The organism is Kitasatospora sp. NPDC059408 (assembly GCF_042751525.1).
Classification (GTDB): Bacteria; Actinomycetota; Actinomycetes; order Streptomycetales; family Streptomycetaceae; genus Kitasatospora.
Genome location: NZ_JBHYWI010000026.1, coordinates 47,887 through 66,366, shown reverse-complemented (window position 1 = coordinate 66,366; position 18,480 = coordinate 47,887). Strand labels below are relative to the sequence as shown.

Below are 18,480 nucleotides of genomic sequence, written 5' to 3'. Positions count from 1 at the left end.
TGAAGGACTCGTACATGCACCGCCACCGTCCCACCCCTTCCCTCCGCCGGACCGCCGCCTCGGCGCTCGCGCTCACCGCCGCCCTCGGCGTCCTGACCGCGACCCCCGCCGTCGCCGAATCCGCCCCAGTCCCAGTCCCAGCCCCCGCGCCCGCACAGCCCGGCGCCACCCCGTACCTCGACGCCGTCGAGGCGACCCTGCGTCAGGTCTCGCCCGGCCTGGACGGATCCGTCTGGCAGCGCACCGCCGGCAACCGGCTCGACGCCCCGGCCGACGACCCGGGCGCCTGGCTGCTCCAGACCCCCGGCTGCTGGGGCGACCCGTCCTGCACCGACCGGCCCGGCACCCGCCGCCTGCTCGACAAGATGCGCGAGAACATCTCCCGCGCCACCCGCACCGTCGACATATCCACCCTCGCGCCCTTCCCGGACGGCGCCTTCCAGGACGCCATCGCGGCCGGCCTCAAAGCCTCCGTCGCCGCCGGGAACCGGCCGCACGTGCGGGTCCTGGCCGGCGCCGCACCACTGCTGAACATCGGCGCCCTCCCGTCGAAGTACCGGGACGACCTGGTGGCCAGGCTCGGTGACGCCGCGTCGGCCGTCACGCTCGAAGTCGCCTCGATGACCACGTCGAAGACGGCCTTCTCCTGGAACCACTCCAAGCTGCTGGTCGTCGACGGACGGACCGTCATCACCGGTGGCATCAACAACTGGAAGAAGGACTACCTCGACACCGGCCATCCGGTCTCGGACGTCGACCTCGCGCTGAACGGGCCGGCCGCCGCCTCCGCCGGCGCCTACCTGGACACCCTGTGGGACTGGACCTGCCGCAACACCGGCACGTTCTCCGCCGCGTGGTTCGCCTCCACCGGCGGCACCCCGTGCACCCCCGACCTGGAGCAGCGGCTCAACCCGGCCGCCGAGGACGCGCCCGCGACCGGCGGCGTCCCGGTGATCGCCGTCGGCGGCCTCGGCGTCGGCATCCGCGCCTCCGACCCGGCCTCGGCGTACCGGCCCGAGGACCTCCCGAACCCCGCCGACGTGAAGTGCGGCCCGGTCGGCCTGCACGACAACACCAACGGGGACCGCGACTACGAGACCGTCAACCCGGAGGAGAACGCCCTGCGGGCGCTCGTCGGCGCCGCCGGCAGCCACATCGAGATCTCCCAGCAGGACCTCAACGGCACCTGCCCGCCGATGCCCCACTACGACGCCCGCCTCTACGACCTGCTGGCCGCCAAGCTGGCCGACGGCGTCAAGGTGCGCATCGTCGTCAGCGACCCGGCCAACCGCGGCGCGGTCGGCAGCGGCGGCTACTCGCAGATCAAGTCGCTGAGCGAGATCAGCGACGTCCTCAAGGCCCGCCTGGCCGCCCGCCTCGGCGACCAGGGACAGGCCCGCACCGCCATGTGCCGCAACCTGCAGCTCGCGAGCTTCCGCGCCGCCCCGGCCGCGACCTGGGCCGACGGCCACCCGTACGCCCTGCACCACAAGCTGGTCTCGGTCGACGGCTCGGCGTTCTACATCGGCTCCAAGAACCTCTACCCGGCCTGGCTCCAGGACTTCGGGTACGTCGTCGAGGACCGCGCGGCCGCCGGGCAGCTGGACGCGCAGCTCCTGTCGCCGCAGTGGCAGTACTCGCAGGCCGCGGCGACGGTCGACTACGCGCGCGGGATCTGCAACGCCTGACACCGGGTCAAGGTGACAGCAGCCGGTGCCCCAGCCCCGTCCGGCTGTGGCGCACGGCCCGGCCGCTGCGGACGGTCGTCACCAGCCCGGCCCGGCGCAGCGCGCGGGCGTGCTCGGAGGCGGAGGCGAGGCTGATGCCGAGCTCCGCGGCGAGCTGGCTGGTGGTGGGCTCGCGGTCGGCCAGGCGCAGGACGGCCGCGCGGGTGCGGCCCAGCAGGGCGGCGATCGGGTCGTCCTGCGGGCCGCCGTCCGGCCCGCTCTCCGGGAGCAGCGGCAGCGGGGTGACGGCCGGGTAGACGAGCAGCGTGCCCAGTGGGTACGGGCCGGCCAGCGGGCCGCCGGTCCACTGCGCGGAGGGCATCAGCACGAGCCCGGTGCCGCCCGGCCGGACGTCCACCTCGCGCTCGACGGGGATCTCCAGGACGCTGCCGCGCCACCGGCTGCCCGGGTGGAGGCCGGCGAGCATCCCGCGCAGGCCGTGTTCGCGCTGGACGCGGGCGCGCCAGGCGAGGTCGGTGTCGAAGCCGGTGCGCAGGCGGGGCCAGACGGCGCCGACGAGGTCCGGGTAGGCGGCGCGCATGGCGCGTTCCAGGTACTGCCAGGCGTCCCGGTCCTGGTCGGCGAGGTGGCGCAGCAGGGTGGTGGCGGGCAGCCCGCCCTTGGTCGTGACGCGGGTCAGCTCGCGGTGCACGAGCGTGCCGGCCGAGCTGCGGACGGTCTCCAGGCCCTGGTCGAGGTCGTCGCTCGGCGGGTCGAGGAAGAGCGGACCGGCGCCGCTGGGCGGCACCAGCTGCCGCAGCGGGGCGACGGCGGCCCGGGCCCTGGGCGTGCTCAGCGAGCGGCGCCACCGGGCGAACCCCGGTCCGCCGTCGTGGCGTTGGAGCATCGCGACGGCGAGGCCGAGTTCCAGGAGCGGCGCCGGTCCGTCGGCGAAGCGGACGCCGAGCAGGTCCTCGGCGGTGAAGTGGATCCGCAGCACCGTGCCCCCTCCGCCTTCGTCGCGGCCTGGTCGGTTTCGGCCTCGGCCGAAAGCATCGCGGGCGACGCGTCCGCCGTTCGACGATAGCCACCGCGCCCCCCGCAGGGGAGGGGGCGCGCACCCCTCTCTCATCCGTGACACGCCAGGAGGCCCGTCATGTCCCTGCCCGCGTTGTCCCTGCCCGTCATGTTCCTGCGCCGGGCCGCCCGACCGTTGGCCGTCGCCGCGGCGCTGGCCGCCGCACTGCTCACCGTGGCCCCGACCGCTCAGGCCCGCACGGGCGGTGACGACGGCTGGCAGCCGTACACGAGCGGCGACGAGGACTTCCCGGCCGGCGCGCTCTGCCCGTTCCACCTGCACATCGGGGTGCTGGTGGAGGGCGAGGAGACCAAGGTCGCCGCCCGCTACCCCGACGGCTCGCCGGCCGAGGTGCTGTGGCGCGGCCCGCTGGTGCTGCGCTACACCAACGTGGACAGCGGGCGCAGCGTCGACCGCGACCAGAGCGGCAAGGCCACCGAGTACAAGCTGCCCGACCACAGCGTCCTGTGGCTGATCCCGAAGGACTCGCACATCTCCGCCCGCGTCCGCGCCGGGAACCCGTACCACGCCCCCGGCGACTTCCTGTTCAGCGGCGGTGTGACGCTGCTGGTCCACCCGGACGGGCAGCCGCAGGTGCTGGTGCAGCACCGGGTGGAGAACCTGTGCGAGACGCTCGCGTGAGCGGCAAGTGGCCTTTCACAGCAAGCGCTTGATGTCCCCGCGGGCCCGGTAGAAGCCGCCGCCTGCGGACTCGTGGACCTCCGCGACGAGGTAGCGCGCCCCGGCCACCCGGACGTCCTTCGGGAACTGCACGCGCCAGGTCGGGTCGTACCCGGCCGACACGACGCGCACCCGCAGCCGGGCGCCGTCCTGCACGCACTCCACCTCCACGCCGCCGAAGCCCGCGCCCGCCGCGACCGTCTCCAGCGCCCGGCCCGGCAGCACGCGCTCGACGTCGGCGCCGCGCACCTCGGCCGTCCGCGGCAGGGTGCCGGCCTCGGCGGCGCCGATGGCGGCCTCGCTCGCGTCCAGGCAGGCCAGCGAGCCGTCGGTGGTCACCAGGTAGAGCCGGCCGTCGCGGTACTGCATGCTGTAGGCCGATCCGCAGCCGGTGGCGAGCTTCCACAGCCGGGTGCCGTCGGCGGCGAAGCAGTACACCGAGGAGTGGTTGTCGCCGGCGAAGACGTACGCGCCGTCCGGCGAGGCCGCGCAGGAGAAGACGGCGGCGTCGCACCGGTAGGCCGCGACCTCGGCGCCGTCCGCCTTGCGCAGCCGGTGCACCCAGCCCCGGGAGGTGCCGGCGAACACGTCGTCGGCCACCTGCCAGCCGAACAGGACGGCGCCCTTGGTGTCGGCGTGCCACAGCTGGTCGCCGCCGCGGGAGGCGTAGCGGGCGACGCCGCGCGAGTGGCCGTGGTAGACGCCGTCGGCGTCGCAGCGCACCATCCAGCCGTCGCGGCCCTCGGCCTTGCGGCGCCACTGGAACTCGTCCTCGTGGTCGACCGTGGTCAGCCCGCCGCGCTCGTCGGCGACGCCGAGGACGCCGTCATGGATGTCCAGCCAGTAGATGTCGACGTCCTCGGCGATCTCGTAGGCCACGCGCGGCACCTTGCCGCCGAGGTCGTACACCTTGCCGTCGTCGCAGCCCGCGTAGATCCACCAGTCGTCCGCGACGATGCACTTGACGCCGTCCGGCAGGCCGAAGCGGCCCGTCACCTCGCCGTCGTGGGTGAGCGTGTAGACGTCGCCGGCCTCGTTGCCGACCCAGGCGTGCTCCTCGCCGACGAAGATGCCGAAGGCGGGCGAGCCCGAGCGGAAGCGCCACAGCAGCGGCGCCTGGCGGGCGGTGGAGCGGCTGCTGACGATCTGCCGCCGGGTGGTGGCGCGGCGCTGGCGCACGCCCTGCACGGCCGGGGCGTAGCCCTTGCGGACCTTCTCCCCCACCTTCTTGGCGGCGGCCGCGGCGGCCTTCTCCGGGCTCGGGTAGCTCGTCGCCTTCACCTGCCCGGCGTCGCCGATCCGCCCGTAGCGCACGGTCACGACGCAGTCGGCGACGCGCACCTCGTAGAACTTGTGCGCGGTGCCGGCGTCCTCCGACAGCTCCATGTACGTGACCTGCTCATCCACGGCGACGGGCACGGCGAACACCCCTTTCGGGCAACGGAGTTGGATTCCGTCGGCGGCCCGGACGCTGCGCCCGCCCGCCGACTCCCCGGAATCTAGGCGCTGCCACTGACAACGGGGCCTGACAGCGGGGCCTGACAACGGGTGGTGAGCCGGGGTCAGGCCCGCGGGGTGAGGCCGTCGAGGAGGGCGCGGACCGTCTCCGTCGCGAACTCCTCCGTCGTCGGCGGGAGCAGCACGCCGGGCGGGGCCTCGTCGGCGTAGAAGACCTCCAGGAACGCCCGGTGGAAGCACGCGCCGATGAGGAGCAGCGCCGCCGCGTGCGGGTCGAGCGCGGCCGGGACGCGGCCGAGGCGCTGTTCGGCGGCCAGGTACTCGGCGAGGTGGACGCCGACCTGGTGCGGGCCGGCGTCGCCGAGCTTGCCGCGGTGGGCGGCGAGCAGTTCGGGGCTGGCGAGCAGGGAGCCGGCCATCGGGAACGAGCGGCGGTAGAACGGGACGGCCACCCGGACCAGCGTCTCCAGGTGCTCACGGACGGTGCCCTGCCCTGCCTGGTCCGGCAGCTCGGCGACGGCGTCGGCGAGGCGGGGGGCGCGTTCGCGCAGGACCCGGACGAAGATCTCCTCCTTGTCCCGGAAGTGCTTGTACAGCGCCGCCTCCGAGCAGCCCGCCTCGCGCGCGATCTGCTTCGTCGTGGTGCGGGTGAGACCCACGGTGGCGAGCAGCCGGGCGGCGGCGTCGAGCACCCGGGCCCGGGTGAGCGCCCCTCCGGTCAGGGGCTCGGCGCCCTCGTGCGTGCTCTCCGGCGTTCCCTCGCGCGTCATGGGCCCCAGCGTACCTTGACAGGTGGGTGAGCACTCACCCACCATCGAAGGAGAACGTAAGTGAGCACTCACCCACCCACACTCGCCCATCCTCGCGCACCCACCCCTGGGAGGGGTCATGAAACTCACCGTCCTCGGCGCCACCGGAGGCATCGGGCGCCACCTCGTCCGCCTGGCCCTGGCCGACGGGCACCGCGTCACCGCCGCCGTCCGGGACCCGGCGCGCCTCCCCCTGCAGCACGAGCGGCTCACCGTCGTCACCGCGGACGCCCTCGACCCCGCCTCGCTGGAGCCGGTGGTCGAGGGCGCCGACGCCGTGCTCTCCGGCATCGGCCAGGCCGGCCGCACCGACCCACTGAAGCCCGCCTCCACGTCCGCGCGCGCGGCGGTCGCGGCCATGACGGCCACCGGGGTCCGCCGCCTGCTCGTGGTGAGCGCCGGCCCGCTCAACCGCGGCGGCACCGGCCAGCCCCTCCTCGCCTCCAAGGTCTTCACGCCACTGCTGTGGGCGGTGCTCCGCGACCTCTACACCGACCTGGAGACGATGGAGCGCCTGCTGCGCGACACCGACCTCGACTGGACGGCCGTCCGGCCGCCGCGGCTGACCGACGCCCCCGGGCGCGGTCGCACCCGGCGCGACGTCGAATCCGGCCCGGCCGCGACCAGCGTCGCCCGGGAGGACGTCGCCCGCGCGATGATCGACATGGTGGCCGCGCGGGAGACCTTCCGGCACGCCGTCGGGGTCGGCGGCTGACGGACCCGAACCCGCTTGTGACGTACCGCCGGGACGCGGTCGGGTGGTGCCCGTGCCCACCGCCGAACTCACGCTCCGCGGCAGGCTGGTGATCACCGGCGGCGGGACGGACGGCCGCGGGCCCGGGCTCGATGCCGCCGAATGCCGCCGAATGCCGCTGGATGCCGCCGGCCGGACCGCGGTGCCCGGCAGGCGTTCACCACCTGATGCCCGCCGCGACCGGCAGATGGTCGCTGCCGGTGTCCGGCAGGACCCGGGAGCTCGTCGCCGTCACGCCGCGGACCAGGATCTGGTCGATCCGCACCACCGGGAACGAGGCCGGGTAGCTGAAACCGAAGCCGTCCCCGGCGGTCTCCTGGGCCGAGCGCATCCGGGCGGTGAGGCCGGCGAACGCGCGGTCGTCCAGGCTGCCGTTCAGGTCCCCCAGCAGCAGCGTCCGCTCGCTCGCGTCGGCGGCGACGGCCCGGCCGATCGCCTGCACGCCGATGTCGCGCGAGGCCGTCCAGAAGCCCGACGAGGGGAGGACCCGGACGGACCCCAGGTGTGCCACGTACACGGTCAGCGGCCCGCGGTCCGTGGCCACCGTGGTGCGCAGCGCCCGGTTCTCGGCCGCTTTGCCGTCCACCGGCCGGGTGTCCGCCAGCGGCCCGTAGTCCATGACGTCGATCGGCTGGGCGTCGCCCAGCGGCAGCCTGCTCCAGAGGCCGACGGTGCCCCGGACCACGTGGTACGGGTACGCCGCCGCGAGCCCCTTCTCGTACGCGTCCGTGGACTGCGGGGTCAGCTCCACCAGGGCCAGCAGGTCGGCGCCGGAGGCGGCCAGGCGGCGTGCGGTGCCGCCCGGGTCGGGGTTGTCGGCGTCCACGTTCTGCTCGGCCACGGTGAGCTCGCCGCCCGGGCGGGACTTGTCGGCGAGCACTCCGCCGAAGAGGGTGAGCCACGCCGTGACCGGCAGCAGCAGCGCCACCACGGCGGCGGCCGATCGGCGCCACAGCGCCGCGACCAGCAGCAGCGGGACGAACAGGCCGAGCCACGGCAGGAGGTTCTCCACCAGGCTGCCGAGGTGCCAGACGCCGTTCGGGATCTGCGCGTGCAGCAGCATGACCAGGCCCAGCAGCAGCGCCAGCGCCGTGAGGACCGGGCCGCGCTTCCACGGCTCCGGCCGGGAGGCCGCGCGGAGCGCCCGGTGCAGCGCCGTGCGCCGTGCGGTCGGCGCCTCCGTTCGCGTGCGCTCACCGGCGGTCGTCGTCGCGTCCTGCTTGAGGTTCATTCCGCCAGTCAACGGGGGCCGGCGTTGCCGGGGCGTATGCGATTTCCGATACGCGGACGATATGTGCGGGCTCGTAGCATCGGGGGATGCGCGTGTTGATCGTCGAGGACGAGCTCTACCTGGCCGAGGCGATCAGGGACGGCCTGCGGCTGGAGGCGATCGCGGCCGACATCGCGGGTGACGGCGACACCGCGCTGGAGCTGCTCGGCGTCAACTCCTACGACATCGCCGTCCTCGACCGCGACGTCCCCGGGCCGTCCGGTGACGAGATCGCCAGGCGCATCGTCGCCTCCGGCAGCGGCGTGCCGATCCTGATGCTCACCGCGGCCGACCGGCTCGACGACAAGGCCTCCGGGTTCGAACTCGGCGCCGACGACTACCTCACCAAGCCCTTCGAACTCCGGGAACTCGCCCTCCGGCTCCGGGCCCTGGACCGCAGACGCGGCCACAACCGGCCCCCGGTGCTGGAGCTCGCCGGCCTGCGGGTGGACCCGTTCCGGCGCGAGGTCTACCGGGACGGCCGCTTCGTCGCGCTGACCAGGAAGCAGTTCGCCGTGCTCGAAGTCCTCGTCGCCGCGCAGGGCGGTGCGGTCAGCGCCGAGGAACTGCTGGAACGGGCCTGGGACGAGCACACCGACCCCTTCACGAACGCCGTGCGCATCACCGTCTCCGCCCTGCGCAAGCGCCTCGGCGAGCCCTGGATCATCGCCACCGTGCCGGGCGTCGGCTACCGCATCGACGCCACGCGCAGCACCGGAGCCGGCCGTGGTTAGGGCCCCCGGACCGAGCGTCCGCCTGAAACTGGCCCTCAGCTACGCCGGGTTCCTGATGGTCGCCGCCGTCCTGCTGCTCGCCGCGGTCTGGCTCTTCCTGCTGCGGTACGTCCCCGACCGGGCGTTCCTCATCCCCGGCTCCACCGACACCCCGACCAACAACGGGGTGTTCCCCGTCCGGTCGAACCTCCTGCACGTCTTCGCCCCGAGGGCGGCCCTGGTGCTGGCGTTCCTGCTGGTGTTCGGCCTGGTCGGCGGCTGGCTCCTGGCCGGCCGGGTGCTCGCCCCGCTGAACCGCGTCACCGAGGCCACCCGGCTGGCCGCGACCGGATCCCTCCGGCACCGGATCCGACTGCCGGGCCGCGCGGACGAGTTCCGGGAACTCGCCGACGCCTTCGACACCATGCTGGCCCGGCTCGAAGCCCACGTCGACGAACAGCGCAGGTTCGCCGCCAACGCCTCGCACGAGCTGCGCACCCCGCTGGCGACCACCAAGGCGCTCCTCGACGTCGCCCGCACCGACCCCGACCCGGACGTCGCCGGGATCGTCGACCGCCTCCACGCCGTCAACACCCGGGCGATCGAGCTCACCGAGGCGCTGCTCCTGCTCAGCCGGGCCGACCAGCGCTCCTTCACCCGGGAGCCCGTCGACCTGTCCCTCCTGGCGGAGGAGGCGACCGAGACGCTCCTGCCGCTCGCCGAACGGCACGGCATCACCCTGGAAACCTCCGGCGCCGTCGCCCCCACGACCGGATCGTCGGCACTGCTGCTGCAGCTGACCGTGAACCTCGTGCACAACGCGATCGTCCACAACCTGCCCGAGGGGGGAACGGTGCGCATCGACACTCGGACCCGCCCGGGCGTCGTGCTGCTCACCGTCGACAACACCGGCGAACAGCTCTCCCCGCACCTGGTCGCGACCCTCACCGAGCCGTTCCAGCGCGGCACCGGCCGCATTCGCACCGACCACGCGGGCGTCGGCCTCGGCCTGGCGATCGTCCACTCCATCACCCGCGCGCACGACGGAACGCTCACCCTCACCCCACGCCCCGGGGGCGGCCTGCACATCACGGTGGAACTGCCCGCGGCGGCCGCCTGACGGAAACGGCCGGTCGTCATCCAAAGGGATGACGCCGCTGATTCGCATGGATGATGGCTCGTCAGAACTTGCATCGGCAGGCGGATTCGGGGGGCCAGGTCCCGAATCTAGTCTCAACGGCATGAACCGATACCGCCGCGCAGCCGCCGTCGCCGCCCTCGTCCTCGCTCTTCCGCTCCCGCTGGCCGGGGCCGCCATGGCCTCGCCCGCGCAGCCCGTCGCCGCCTCCGCACCCGCCTCCGCGAGCGCCGCCTTCCACGGTGAACTCCCGCGCCCCACCGGGCCGTTCGCGGCCGGCGAGGAGGTGCTGCACCTGACCGACCCGGACCGCACCGATCCGTGGGTGCCCGCGGCCGGGCCGCGGCAGCTGACGGTGTCGATGTTCTACCCGGCCCGGCCCGGCACCGGGGAGGCCGCCCCGTACATGACCCCCGGCGAGGCGCAGAACTTCCTCGCGACGCGGGTGCCGCCGGGCACCGGTCTGCGGCCGCAGGACCTCGTCGACACCAAGACCTACGCGTACACCGGCGCGAAGGCCGCGGGCGGGAAGCACCCGCTGGTGGTGCTCTCCCCCGGCTTCGAGAACCCCCGCGCCACGCTGACCGGCCTGGCGGCCGACCTGGCGAGCCGCGGGTACGTCGTGGCCCTGGTCGGCCACACCTACGAGGACTCCGGCGAGACGCTCGCCGACGGCAGCACCCCGGGGTGCGCGCTGTGCGACAGCGGGGCACCCGACTCGCTCCCCGGCAGCCGGGCGAAGGACGTGTCGTTCGTCCTGGACCGGCTCACCGGGCACCACCCGGCCTGGCGCCTCGCGCACCTGATCGACCGCGACCGCATCGGCATGGCCGGGCACTCGATCGGCGGCGCGTCGACGCTGAACGCGATGGCCGGGGACGAGCGGATCCTCGCCGGGGTGAACATGGACGGATCCTTCTTCCCGCCGGTCCCGACCGACAAGCTCGACGGACGCGCGTTCCTCCTGCTCGGCAAGCAGAGCGACCACTCCGCCGGCAGCGGCGACCCGTCGTGGGGGCAGGCCTGGGCGGGCTGGGACGGCTACAAGCCCTGGCTGGCCGTCGCCGGCACCACGCACGCGAGCTTCACCGACGTCCCGGTCCTGGCCGCCGAGGCCGGCCTCCCGCTCCCTCCCGGCACGACCACCTCGCCCGAGCGCGGGATGCAGCTGACGCGGGAGTACGTCGGCGCCTTCTTCGACCAGACCCTGAAGGGCCTCCACGAGCCCCTGCTCGACGGCCCGTCGGCGGCGAACCCGGAGGTGTCCTTCCAGCACCCGTGACCGGCACCCCTGACCGGAGGCTGTCTCCGCCCCTCGGCGGAAACAGCCTCCGCTCCGCGTCCCGAGCGTTGCGATCAGGCCAGCGTCGGGCGGACCGCCAGGAAGCGGTCGACCGTGCGCTCCAGGTCCTCCGGCGTGGCGCAGTCCAGGATCGCCCAGCCGATCCGCTCCTGCGAGGAGTGCGGCGGCCCCACCACCGCGCCCGGTTCGGCGTTGACGCCGCCGCGCACCACGCCGGGCCAGGCCAGCCACTCGTGCTCGCCGGCCGACTTCAGCACGCCGGTCCGGTCGGCCGTCACGAAGCAGCTGCCCGCGTGGTGCGTGGCGACGTCGGAGGGCGGCTGGAACGTGCCGCCCCGGGCGAGGGTGAGCACGTCGGCGAACAGGTCGGTGCCGGCCACGATCGACGTCGCCTCCATGCAGTGGTCGCCGGGGGCCCGGACCGCGACCTCCATGATCACCAGGTCGGCGCCCCTGGTCCGGAACTCGACGAACATGATCCCGGTCCGCATCCGGATCGCGTCCGCCACCGCCTGGCCGAGCGCGTCGGCGGCGCGGCCGAGCTCCGGGTCGGTCCGCTGGTGCCCGGCGAAGTGCGCGAGCTCGACGAAGTCCGGTGCGTTGGTGGTGAGTTTGCGGGTCAGGCTGCCGAAGCAGACCCGGCCGTCGACCGCCAGCCCCTCCCAGTTGTACTCCTGGCCCTCGACGTAGTCCTCCACCAGCAGGGCGCCCTCGGTGTCCCGCCGGGCGACCGCGTCGGCCCACTCCGCCGGCGTCGCGACCCGCTCGACGCCCTCGCTGCCCGCCCGGTCGAGCGCCTTCACCACGACCGGCAGACGGCCGGCCGCCCACTCGGTGGCGGCCGACAGCCGCGGGGTCTTGAGGTGCTCGGGGTTGGCCAGACCGGCGGCCGCGAACCGGAAGCGCTGCTGGCTCTTGTCCCGGGAGATGGCCGCCGCGTCCAGGCCGGGACCGGGCAGGCGGTGCTGTTCCTGGGCCATCGCCGCGGCCAGCACGTGCACCTCGGAGGAGGCCACCACACCCTCCGGACGCACCCGGCGGACCAGTTCGGCGGTGGGCCGGATCCAGCCGTCGTCCCGTCCGGTCGCCGCCGGGTCGACCTCGGCGGTGGCGGTGATGCAGTCGTACCGCTCGCGCAGTTCGGCGGCCCGCGCGGCGGTCTCCACGAGGGCGATCTCCAGGCCGAGCCGCTCCGCCGCGCGCAGGTAGCCTTCGAGGATCGGGGCGGCCCCGACCAGGACGATGCTCATCGGACACCTTCGGTGAGTGAGGCCGCCAGGGCGCGGCGGTCGGTCTTGCCATTGGGGTTGAGCGGCAGCGCGTCGAGGTGGGTGAAGCCGCGCGGCACCATGTACGGGGGCAGGTCGCCGAGCAGCGAGCGCAGCGCCACCGGATCCTGCTCCCCGCCCGTGTAGCAGGCCTCCAGGCCCGGCTCGTCGTGGGCGTCGGGCAGCGCCAGCACCACCGCGTCGGTGACGCCCGGCAGTGCGCGCAGGGCCGCCTCCACCTCGCCGAGTTCGATGCGGTGCCCGCGGATCTTGACCTGCTGATCCAGCCGGCCGAGGTGGACCAGGCCGTGGCCGCTCACCGCGACCCGGTCCCCGGTCCGGTAGTAGAGCTCCGGGCCCACCGTCTCCTCCTGGTGGATCACCGCCCGGGTCCCGTCGAAGGAGACGAAGCGCCCGGGGTTGTCGGAGGGCCGGAGGTAGCCGGGAAATCGCTGCGACCCGCGAATGCACAACTCGCCCTCCTGCGCCGGGAGTCCGTCCTCGTCCAGGACCAGGAAGTCCAGGTGGGGGTAGGGCTCGCCGATGGGGACGGTGCCGTTCGCCGGGGACGGCCACTCCTCGGGCCGGGTGGGCAGCCGGTACTCGGTGCAGATCACGGTGGTCTCGGTCGGACCGTACAGGTTCTCCAGCAGGCTGCCGGGCGCGGCCCGGCGCCACAGGTCGATCTGCTGCACGGTCAGCCGCTCGCCGCAGAATCCGCTCCAGCGCAGGCTGGGCATGCTGTCCGGGGCCAGGTCGCGCAGCCGGTGCGCGTAGTTGATGATCGACGGCACCGAGAACCAGTGGGTGATCCGCTGCCGGGCGATGAAGCGGGCGGGGCGCACCAGTTCGCTGCGGGTCGGCACGACCAGGGTCGCGCCGGAGCCCCAGGCCGAGAACATGTCCCACACCGACGGGTCGAAGGTGAGGTCGAAGGTCTGCGACAGCCGGCAGCCGGGGCCCAGTTCGTACCGCGGGATGACGTGGTCCAGCAGCGCCGAGACGTTGCGCTGCAGCACCGGCACCCCCTTGGGCGTGCCGGTCGAGCCGGAGGTGAACAGGATGTAGGCGATGTCGTCCGGCCCGGCCGCCCCCACCGGCGCCTGGTCCGCGGGGTCCGCCGGCGCGTCGGCGAGCACCACCGGCACCGGCAGGCCCGGCGCCGGCGCCTCGCTCAGCACGACGTCCAGCCGGGCCAGTTCGGCGATGGCGGCGAGCCGGTCGGCGGAGAAGCCGGGGTTGAGCGGGACGGCGGTGGCGCCGAGCCGGTGGACCGCCAGGTAGCCGGCGTACGCGGCGACGCTGCGGTTGGCCAGCACGCCGACCCGGCGCGGCGCACGGCCGGCGCACCCGGCCACCAGCCGGACGGCCGCCAGCCGGGCCTGCTCGGCGAGTTCGGCGTAGCCGAGCCGACGGTCGCCGACCTCCAGCGCGCTGAGCTCGGGATGGCGCCGCGCGGTCGCGGTGAACCGCTCGTAGAGCGTGGGCTGGTCGGCCATGTCAGTCCTCCAGGGCGGTGACGTCGGCATGCGTGACATCGGCGTCCGGGACACCGGCGTCGGTGACGTAGGCGTTGTAGTAGACCGGGGTGCCGAGGAAGGAGGAGGTGAACACCCCGCCCACCTGCGAGCCGTGCAGCGCGAGGTGCACGTAGGAGAACAGCGGCACGACCGGCACGTGGTCGCGCATGAGCAGCTCGTCCAGGGCCGCCCACTCGCCGGCGGCCGGTTCGGCGGGCAGCCGGCCGATGCGCTCGATCTCGGCGTCGACCGCCGGATCGGCGAGGTAGCTGGTGTTGTCGTTGCCGCTCGGGCCGATGGTCCGCCCGTCGAAGGCGCCGAGCAGGGTGGAGGCTCCGGGCCAGTCGGCGGCCAGGCACATCATGTAGAGGTCGTACGGGTTGCCGCGGGTCTTCAGGGCGCCGTTGTGCGAGGGCCGGTCGATCTCCACCACTTCGGTGCGGAACCCGGCCCGGTCCAGGCTGTCCGCGAGCGCGCGGCTGCCGGCCAGGAAGTAGTCGCCGTCCCGGCTGAGCAGCCTCAGCTCGGGCGTCCGGCCCGCGAGCAGCTCCGCGGCGGCCGCGGGGTCGCCGTTCGGGCCGCCGGGGTTCGGGTCGGGGTAGTCGCGGTGGCCGATGGTGGCGGCGGGCAGGATGGTGTGCACCGGCTCGCCCTGGGTGTCGCCCACCATGACGGCGCGGACGCCGACGCGGTCCACCGCGCGGGCGACGGCCCGGCGCACGTCGGGGTCGGTGACCCGGGCGGTGTTGATCACCAGGTACCAGATCAGCGGGGTCGGGTCGCGGCGCAGCCGGTCTGCCAGGGACGGGTCGGCGAGCAGCTGCGCACCGACCGCCTGCGGGGCGTTGTTCTCGGCCACCGCCCGGGCGTCGTGGCCCCGTTCGTCCCTGACCCGCAGGTTCTGCTCGCCGCTCCCGACGCCGAGCTCGATCTCGATCCGGTCGGGGTGGTCGTGCCGGACGGGATCGGTGGCCGGGTCCCAGTGCGGGTTGCGCTCCAGGGTGATCCGCTTGTCGGGGACGTGTTCGGCGATCCGGTACGGGCCGCTGGCGACCGGGGCGAGGTCGTAGTCCGCGCCGGTGTCGGCGTCGCGCGGGACGGGCGCGGTGACCGCCTGGGAGGCGGCGAACGGCAGGTCGGGGTGCGGCTCGCGGAAGCGGAACACGAGGGTGTGGGAGTCCGGCGTCTCCAGGCCGGGCACGTCGGCGGGGCCGGCCGCGTACGGGCCCGGGTAGTCGCCGTTCTCGCCGAGCCAGGTGCGCAGGTAGGTCGGGCCGTCGGAGACCTCCGGCGCGAACGAGCGGGCGATCCCGTACGCGACGTCGGCGGCGGTGACCTCGCGGCCGTCCTCGAACCGGACGCCCCGTTTGAGGGTGAACTCCCAGGTGCGGCCGTCGCCGTCGACGTCGCGGCCGGGCGTCTCGGCGAGGTCGCCGACCAGCACCCGGCCGCCGGCGCCGTCCTCGCGGAACATGGTCAGGGTGCGGAAGAGCAGGTGTCCGACGGCCATCGACTGGAGGGTGTAGCTGCGCTGCGGGTCCAGGTGGTCGTAGGCGGCGTCGCGCAGGATGTGCAGGGTGCCGCCGCGGCGGGCGCCGGGCTGGGCGGGGGCCGGGCCCCGGGAGGCGGCCGGGTCGCGGGCGATGGCGTCGGAGGTCATGCGGGTATCTCCAGTGCGGGGGCGGTGGTGTGGAAGGCGCCGCCGGAGAACACCAGCGGCTGCGCGGCGGGCGGGCGGCCGATCGCCTGGACCGCGCCGACGACGATCGCGTGGTCGCCGGCCGGGTGGACGGCGTGGACCGTGCAGTCGAACCAGCCGGCGCCGTCGAGCAGCACCGGGCTGCCGGTGGCCGGCCCCGGCGCCCAGGCGTCGTCGGCGAAGGCGGCCGCGCCGAGCGGCCGCCGGGGGTCGGCGAAGCGGCGCGCGGTGGCCTGCTGCCCGACGCCGAGCACGGTGACCGCGAAGGCGCCGGTGGCGAGCAGGTGTTCGCGGATCCGGGCCTTGTGGCCGACGCAGACCAGGACGAGCAGCGGGTCGAGCGAGACGGTGGCGAAGGAGTTCGCGGTCATGCCGAACGGCCCGTCGGCCGACCGGGTGGCCACCACGGTCACGCCGGTGGCGAAGCGGCCCGCCACGCTGCGGAACGCGTCCGGGTCCGGCGCGGTCCGGTTCATCCGGCGCTCCGCTGCCGGAGCCGGTCCAGGTGTTCCAGGCCCGCGAGGACGGTCTCGTCCGGGATGCCGAAGTCGATCAGGCAGGCCAGTTCGTCGACGCCGGCGGCCCTGGCCCGCTCCACGACCGCGGACGCCTGCTCGACCGTGCCGAACAGGCCGCTGGAGTCGTAGTAGGTGTCGAAGGAGCGGCGGACCAGGAAGTCCACGTCCGACTCGCGGAGCTTGTCGACGTCGAAGCCCTGGAGCAGGCTGGTCGCGGAGCGGGCGATCAGCCGGAAGGAGCTCTTCAGGTACTGCGTGAACGGCTCGCGGACGGTCTCGCGGACCTGCTCCGGGTCCTCGCCGAGGAAGCTGTGCAGCATCAGCACGACGTGTCCGGGCCGGCCGTCGTGGCCGGGCCGGGCGGCCAGCGCCTCGCGGTAGACGGCGATCTTCTCGGCGAGCTGGTCGAAGTCCTGGCCCAGCAGGTGGGTCAGGACGCCCGCACCGGCCCGCCCGGCGGCCTCGAAGGTCTGCGGCCCGCCGGCGCTGGTGACCCAGACCGGCAGTTCGGGCTGGACCGGCCGCGGGAAGGCCCGCACCTCGGCCGGGTTCCCGGCGCCGTCCACCACCGGCAGCGGCTCGCCGCGCCACAGCGTCCGCAGGGCGTCGACGGTGTCCAGCACGGCCTGCTTGCGCTCCGGGTAACCCTCGGGCCGCAGCGCGAAGTCCACCGCGTTCCAGCCGGAGGCCAGGGAGATGCCGGCCCGGCCGTTCGACAGGTTGTCGACCACCGCCCATTCCTCGGCGATCCGCAGCGGGTGGTGCAGCGGGGCGACGACGCTGCCGGCCCGGACGCCGATCCGCTCGGTCACCGCGGCGACGGCGGCGCCGGTCACCGAGGGGTTCGGGTAGGGCGCGCCGAACGGGTGGAAGTGCCGCTCCGGGGTCCACACGGCCGCGAAGCCGTGGGTGTCGGCGAACCGGGCCCCGTCCAGCAGGAGGCGGTACCTCCCGCGGGACGGGTCGTCCGAGCCGTCGGCGAAGTAGAAGAGACTGAAGTCCATGGGGCTTCCTCGGGATTGTGCGAACGGCTAGCGGACGGCGAGCGGTCGGAGGTCCGTCCACACCTCGGCCACGTGCGCCAGGCACGCGGCCCGGTCGCCCCGGAAGCCGGTCTCGCGCCAGCCCGCCGGGACGGGGACGAGGACGGGCCAGACCGAGTACTGCTCCTGGTCGTTGACGACGACGGTGTGCACCGGCTGGTACTCCTGCACGGCAATGCCTTTCGGTTGGAACTCAGTGGGAACGGAGTTCGTCGGAGATCGGGTCGGGCAGGCGGTGTTTGATCCGCACCAGCGAGGAGGTGCCGAGCGGGATCAGAGCCAGGCAGAACCCGAGGGTGGTGATCAGGACGGTGGTGCGCAGGCCGAGGAGCGAGCCGAGCCCGCCGCCGACCAGCGCGCCCACCGGGGCGATGCCCATGGCCACGAACCGGTTGGTGGCCGCCACCCGGCCCTGCAGGGAGTCCGGCGTGATGGACTGGCGGATCGTCACCATGGTCACGTTGTTGGCCACGCCGAACGAGGCGAAGACGAAGTTGACGGCCATCAGCGCGCCGGTCTCCACCGGTCCGCTGCCGCGCACCAGGGCGATCAGCGGCATGACGAGGTTGGCCACGCACGCGGTGAGCAGCATGGTCCGGCCGTAGCCGAGCTTCTTCGGCAGTCGGCCGGCGAACACCGCGCCCACCAGGAAGCCGGGGCCGAGCGCCGCCATCACGAGGCCGATCTCGCCCGCGCTCAGCCCCAGGGTGTGCGGCATGTACTGGACGAAGACCACCTCGAAGGCGGTGAAGGACAGGTTGAAGGTGGAGGCCATCAGCGTCATGGTGCGCAGCGGCTCGTTGCGGAACACCAGGCGCAGCCCCTCCCGCACCTGGCGCAGGGTGCCGGCGGCCCCGCCGTCGCCGGTCGGCTCGGCGGGCTGCTCCCGGTGCCGGATCAGCCAGATGTTCAGGACCGACAGCAGGTAGGAGACGGACGCGGCGGCCACCGCGAGCGGTGCGCTCAGCCACTGCACCAGCACGCCGCCGATCGCCGGGCCTCCGATGGTCGCGGCCGACTGGCTGCTGCCCAGCGCCGAGTTGCCGGCCGCCAGGTCCTCGCGGTCGACCAGCCGGGGCAGGTAGGCCTGCGCGGCCACGTCGAACAGGACGGTGCAGCAGCCGGCCAGGAAGCCGAGCACGTACAGCCAGCCGATGCCGAGCCGGTGCATCGCGTACAGCACCGGGACCAGGCCGAGGATCAGGGCCCGGCCCAGGTCGGCGGCGGCCATCAGGTTGCGCCGGCGGACCCGGTCGACCAGCACGCCGGCGAACAGCGAGACCAGCAGGTAGGGCAGTCTGACCGTGGTGGACAGCAGGCCGACCTGCTGGGAGCTCGCGGCCAGCGCGAGCACGGCCGTCAGCGGCAGCGCGAACTCACTGATCTGGGCGGCGAACAGGGAGGCCGACTGGCCGATCCACAGTTTGGTGAAGTCGGCGTTGCGCCACAGGCTGGGGCGGGGTGCGGCCTCCTCCTCCCCGGAACCGGGTGCGGCCTCGGCGGCGGCGGTCGACATGGTGGGGCTCCTCAGGGTGCGGTGGTGGGTTCGGCGCCCCGGCCG

The 18,480-nt window shown here is 74.3% G+C and carries 17 protein-coding genes; 6 read left to right on the top strand and 11 right to left on the bottom strand.

The features are described from left to right. Window positions 1-14 precede the first annotated feature (14 nt). A complete protein-coding gene (locus ACFXDE_RS19165; RefSeq protein WP_380495722.1) occupies window positions 15-1,688 on the top strand; it encodes a phospholipase in 1,674 nt (557 codons plus the stop codon). Between the two features lie 7 nt (window positions 1,689-1,695). Here the strand turns inward: ACFXDE_RS19165 and ACFXDE_RS19160 are convergent, their stop codons facing one another. Next, window positions 1,696-2,667, bottom strand: a complete 972-nt coding sequence (locus ACFXDE_RS19160) for an ArsR/SmtB family transcription factor (protein ID WP_380495720.1) — start codon at window positions 2,665-2,667, stop codon at window positions 1,696-1,698. Window positions 2,668-2,823: 156 nt separating this feature from the next. Here ACFXDE_RS19160 and ACFXDE_RS19155 point away from each other — a divergent pair, with 156 nt between their 5' ends. Next, the gene (locus tag ACFXDE_RS19155; protein ID WP_380495718.1) at window positions 2,824-3,387 is read left to right on the top strand and encodes a hypothetical protein; all 564 of its coding nucleotides are present in this window, start codon (window positions 2,824-2,826) and stop codon (window positions 3,385-3,387) included. Between the two features lie 15 nt (window positions 3,388-3,402). Here ACFXDE_RS19155 and ACFXDE_RS19150 read toward each other — a convergent pair whose 3' ends face one another. Both ACFXDE_RS19150 and ACFXDE_RS19145 read right to left on the bottom strand, forming a co-directional pair. Then, window positions 3,403-4,845, bottom strand: a complete 1,443-nt coding sequence (locus tag ACFXDE_RS19150) for a WGR domain-containing protein (RefSeq protein WP_380495716.1) — start codon at window positions 4,843-4,845, stop codon at window positions 3,403-3,405. 143 nt (window positions 4,846-4,988) lie between these two features. Next, window positions 4,989-5,654, bottom strand: a complete 666-nt coding sequence (locus ACFXDE_RS19145) for a TetR/AcrR family transcriptional regulator (protein ID WP_380441448.1) — start codon at window positions 5,652-5,654, stop codon at window positions 4,989-4,991. 118 nt (window positions 5,655-5,772) lie between these two features. Between ACFXDE_RS19145 and ACFXDE_RS19140 the strand changes: the two genes are divergently transcribed. After that, entirely contained in the window at window positions 5,773-6,408 is a 636-nt protein-coding gene (locus ACFXDE_RS19140) for an NAD(P)-dependent oxidoreductase (RefSeq protein WP_380495714.1), read from the top strand. Between the two features lie 196 nt (window positions 6,409-6,604). On the opposite strand, the gene ACFXDE_RS19135 is transcribed toward ACFXDE_RS19140, so the two are convergent. Next, on the bottom strand, window positions 6,605-7,678 hold the full coding sequence (locus ACFXDE_RS19135; RefSeq protein ID WP_380495712.1) for an endonuclease/exonuclease/phosphatase family protein: 1,074 nt from the start codon (window positions 7,676-7,678) through the stop codon (window positions 6,605-6,607). Window positions 7,679-7,764: 86 nt separating this feature from the next. Between ACFXDE_RS19135 and ACFXDE_RS19130 the strand changes: the two genes are divergently transcribed. From ACFXDE_RS19130 to ACFXDE_RS19120, 3 genes are all read left to right on the top strand, one after another. Further along, on the top strand, window positions 7,765-8,451 hold the full coding sequence (locus tag ACFXDE_RS19130) for a response regulator transcription factor (RefSeq protein WP_380495710.1): 687 nt from the start codon (window positions 7,765-7,767) through the stop codon (window positions 8,449-8,451). Continuing rightward, complete coding sequence (locus ACFXDE_RS19125) at window positions 8,444-9,550, top strand: sensor histidine kinase (protein WP_380495707.1); 1,107 nt, start codon at window positions 8,444-8,446, stop codon at window positions 9,548-9,550. The genes ACFXDE_RS19130 and ACFXDE_RS19125 overlap by 8 nt, the downstream gene beginning before the upstream one ends. Window positions 9,551-9,671: 121 nt before the next feature. Beyond that, window positions 9,672-10,850 carry an alpha/beta hydrolase family protein gene (locus ACFXDE_RS19120; RefSeq protein ID WP_380495704.1) on the top strand — a complete coding sequence of 393 codons (1,179 nt, stop codon included), beginning with the start codon at window positions 9,672-9,674 and terminating at the stop codon, window positions 10,848-10,850. 74 nt (window positions 10,851-10,924) lie between these two features. Here the strand turns inward: ACFXDE_RS19120 and ACFXDE_RS19115 are convergent, their stop codons facing one another. Genes ACFXDE_RS19115 through ACFXDE_RS19085 form a run of 7 tightly spaced genes read right to left on the bottom strand, consistent with a single transcriptional unit; the run spans window position 10,925 to window position 18,435 of the window. Next, a complete protein-coding gene (locus ACFXDE_RS19115; protein ID WP_380495702.1) occupies window positions 10,925-12,121 on the bottom strand; it encodes an ATP-grasp domain-containing protein in 1,197 nt (398 codons plus the stop codon). Continuing rightward, the gene (locus ACFXDE_RS19110; protein WP_380495700.1) at window positions 12,118-13,638 is read right to left on the bottom strand and encodes an AMP-binding protein; all 1,521 of its coding nucleotides are present in this window, start codon (window positions 13,636-13,638) and stop codon (window positions 12,118-12,120) included. The genes ACFXDE_RS19115 and ACFXDE_RS19110 overlap by 4 nt, the downstream gene beginning before the upstream one ends. 1 nt (window position 13,639) lies before the next feature. Then, on the bottom strand, window positions 13,640-15,319 hold the full coding sequence (locus tag ACFXDE_RS19105) for an ABC transporter substrate-binding protein (protein WP_380495698.1): 1,680 nt from the start codon (window positions 15,317-15,319) through the stop codon (window positions 13,640-13,642). Continuing rightward, complete coding sequence (locus ACFXDE_RS19100; RefSeq protein ID WP_380495696.1) at window positions 15,316-15,834, bottom strand: flavin reductase family protein; 519 nt, start codon at window positions 15,832-15,834, stop codon at window positions 15,316-15,318. Before ACFXDE_RS19100 ends, ACFXDE_RS19105 begins: the two co-directional genes overlap by 4 nt. Next, entirely contained in the window at window positions 15,831-16,880 is a 1,050-nt protein-coding gene (locus tag ACFXDE_RS19095) for an LLM class flavin-dependent oxidoreductase (RefSeq protein WP_380495694.1), read from the bottom strand. The genes ACFXDE_RS19100 and ACFXDE_RS19095 overlap by 4 nt, the downstream gene beginning before the upstream one ends. A 27-nt stretch (window positions 16,881-16,907) precedes the next feature. Then, entirely contained in the window at window positions 16,908-17,090 is a 183-nt protein-coding gene (locus ACFXDE_RS19090) for an MbtH family protein (RefSeq protein ID WP_380441470.1), read from the bottom strand. Window positions 17,091-17,112: 22 nt separating this feature from the next. After that, complete coding sequence (locus ACFXDE_RS19085) at window positions 17,113-18,435, bottom strand: MFS transporter (protein ID WP_380441472.1); 1,323 nt, start codon at window positions 18,433-18,435, stop codon at window positions 17,113-17,115. Between the last annotated feature and the right edge of the window lie 45 nt (window positions 18,436-18,480).

Coding starts and splice junctions, on each gene's coding strand:
- ACFXDE_RS19130 (WP_380495710.1), top strand. CDS start 7,765: ATGCGCGTGTTGATCGTCGAGGACGAGCTCTACCTGGCCGAGGCGATC.
- ACFXDE_RS19120 (WP_380495704.1), top strand. CDS start 9,672: ATGAACCGATACCGCCGCGCAGCCGCCGTCGCCGCCCTCGTCCTCGCT.
- ACFXDE_RS19105 (WP_380495698.1), bottom strand. CDS start 15,319: ATGACCTCCGACGCCATCGCCCGCGACCCGGCCGCCTCCCGGGGCCCG.
- ACFXDE_RS19110 (WP_380495700.1), bottom strand. CDS start 13,638: ATGGCCGACCAGCCCACGCTCTACGAGCGGTTCACCGCGACCGCGCGG.
- ACFXDE_RS19135 (WP_380495712.1), bottom strand. CDS start 7,678: ATGAACCTCAAGCAGGACGCGACGACGACCGCCGGTGAGCGCACGCGA.
- ACFXDE_RS19100 (WP_380495696.1), bottom strand. CDS start 15,834: ATGAACCGGACCGCGCCGGACCCGGACGCGTTCCGCAGCGTGGCGGGC.
- ACFXDE_RS19085 (WP_380441472.1), bottom strand. CDS start 18,435: ATGTCGACCGCCGCCGCCGAGGCCGCACCCGGTTCCGGGGAGGAGGAG.
- ACFXDE_RS19115 (WP_380495702.1), bottom strand. CDS start 12,121: ATGAGCATCGTCCTGGTCGGGGCCGCCCCGATCCTCGAAGGCTACCTG.
- ACFXDE_RS19165 (WP_380495722.1), top strand. CDS start 15: ATGCACCGCCACCGTCCCACCCCTTCCCTCCGCCGGACCGCCGCCTCG.
- ACFXDE_RS19155 (WP_380495718.1), top strand. CDS start 2,824: ATGTCCCTGCCCGCGTTGTCCCTGCCCGTCATGTTCCTGCGCCGGGCC.
- ACFXDE_RS19145 (WP_380441448.1), bottom strand. CDS start 5,654: ATGACGCGCGAGGGAACGCCGGAGAGCACGCACGAGGGCGCCGAGCCC.
- ACFXDE_RS19095 (WP_380495694.1), bottom strand. CDS start 16,880: ATGGACTTCAGTCTCTTCTACTTCGCCGACGGCTCGGACGACCCGTCC.
- ACFXDE_RS19140 (WP_380495714.1), top strand. CDS start 5,773: ATGAAACTCACCGTCCTCGGCGCCACCGGAGGCATCGGGCGCCACCTC.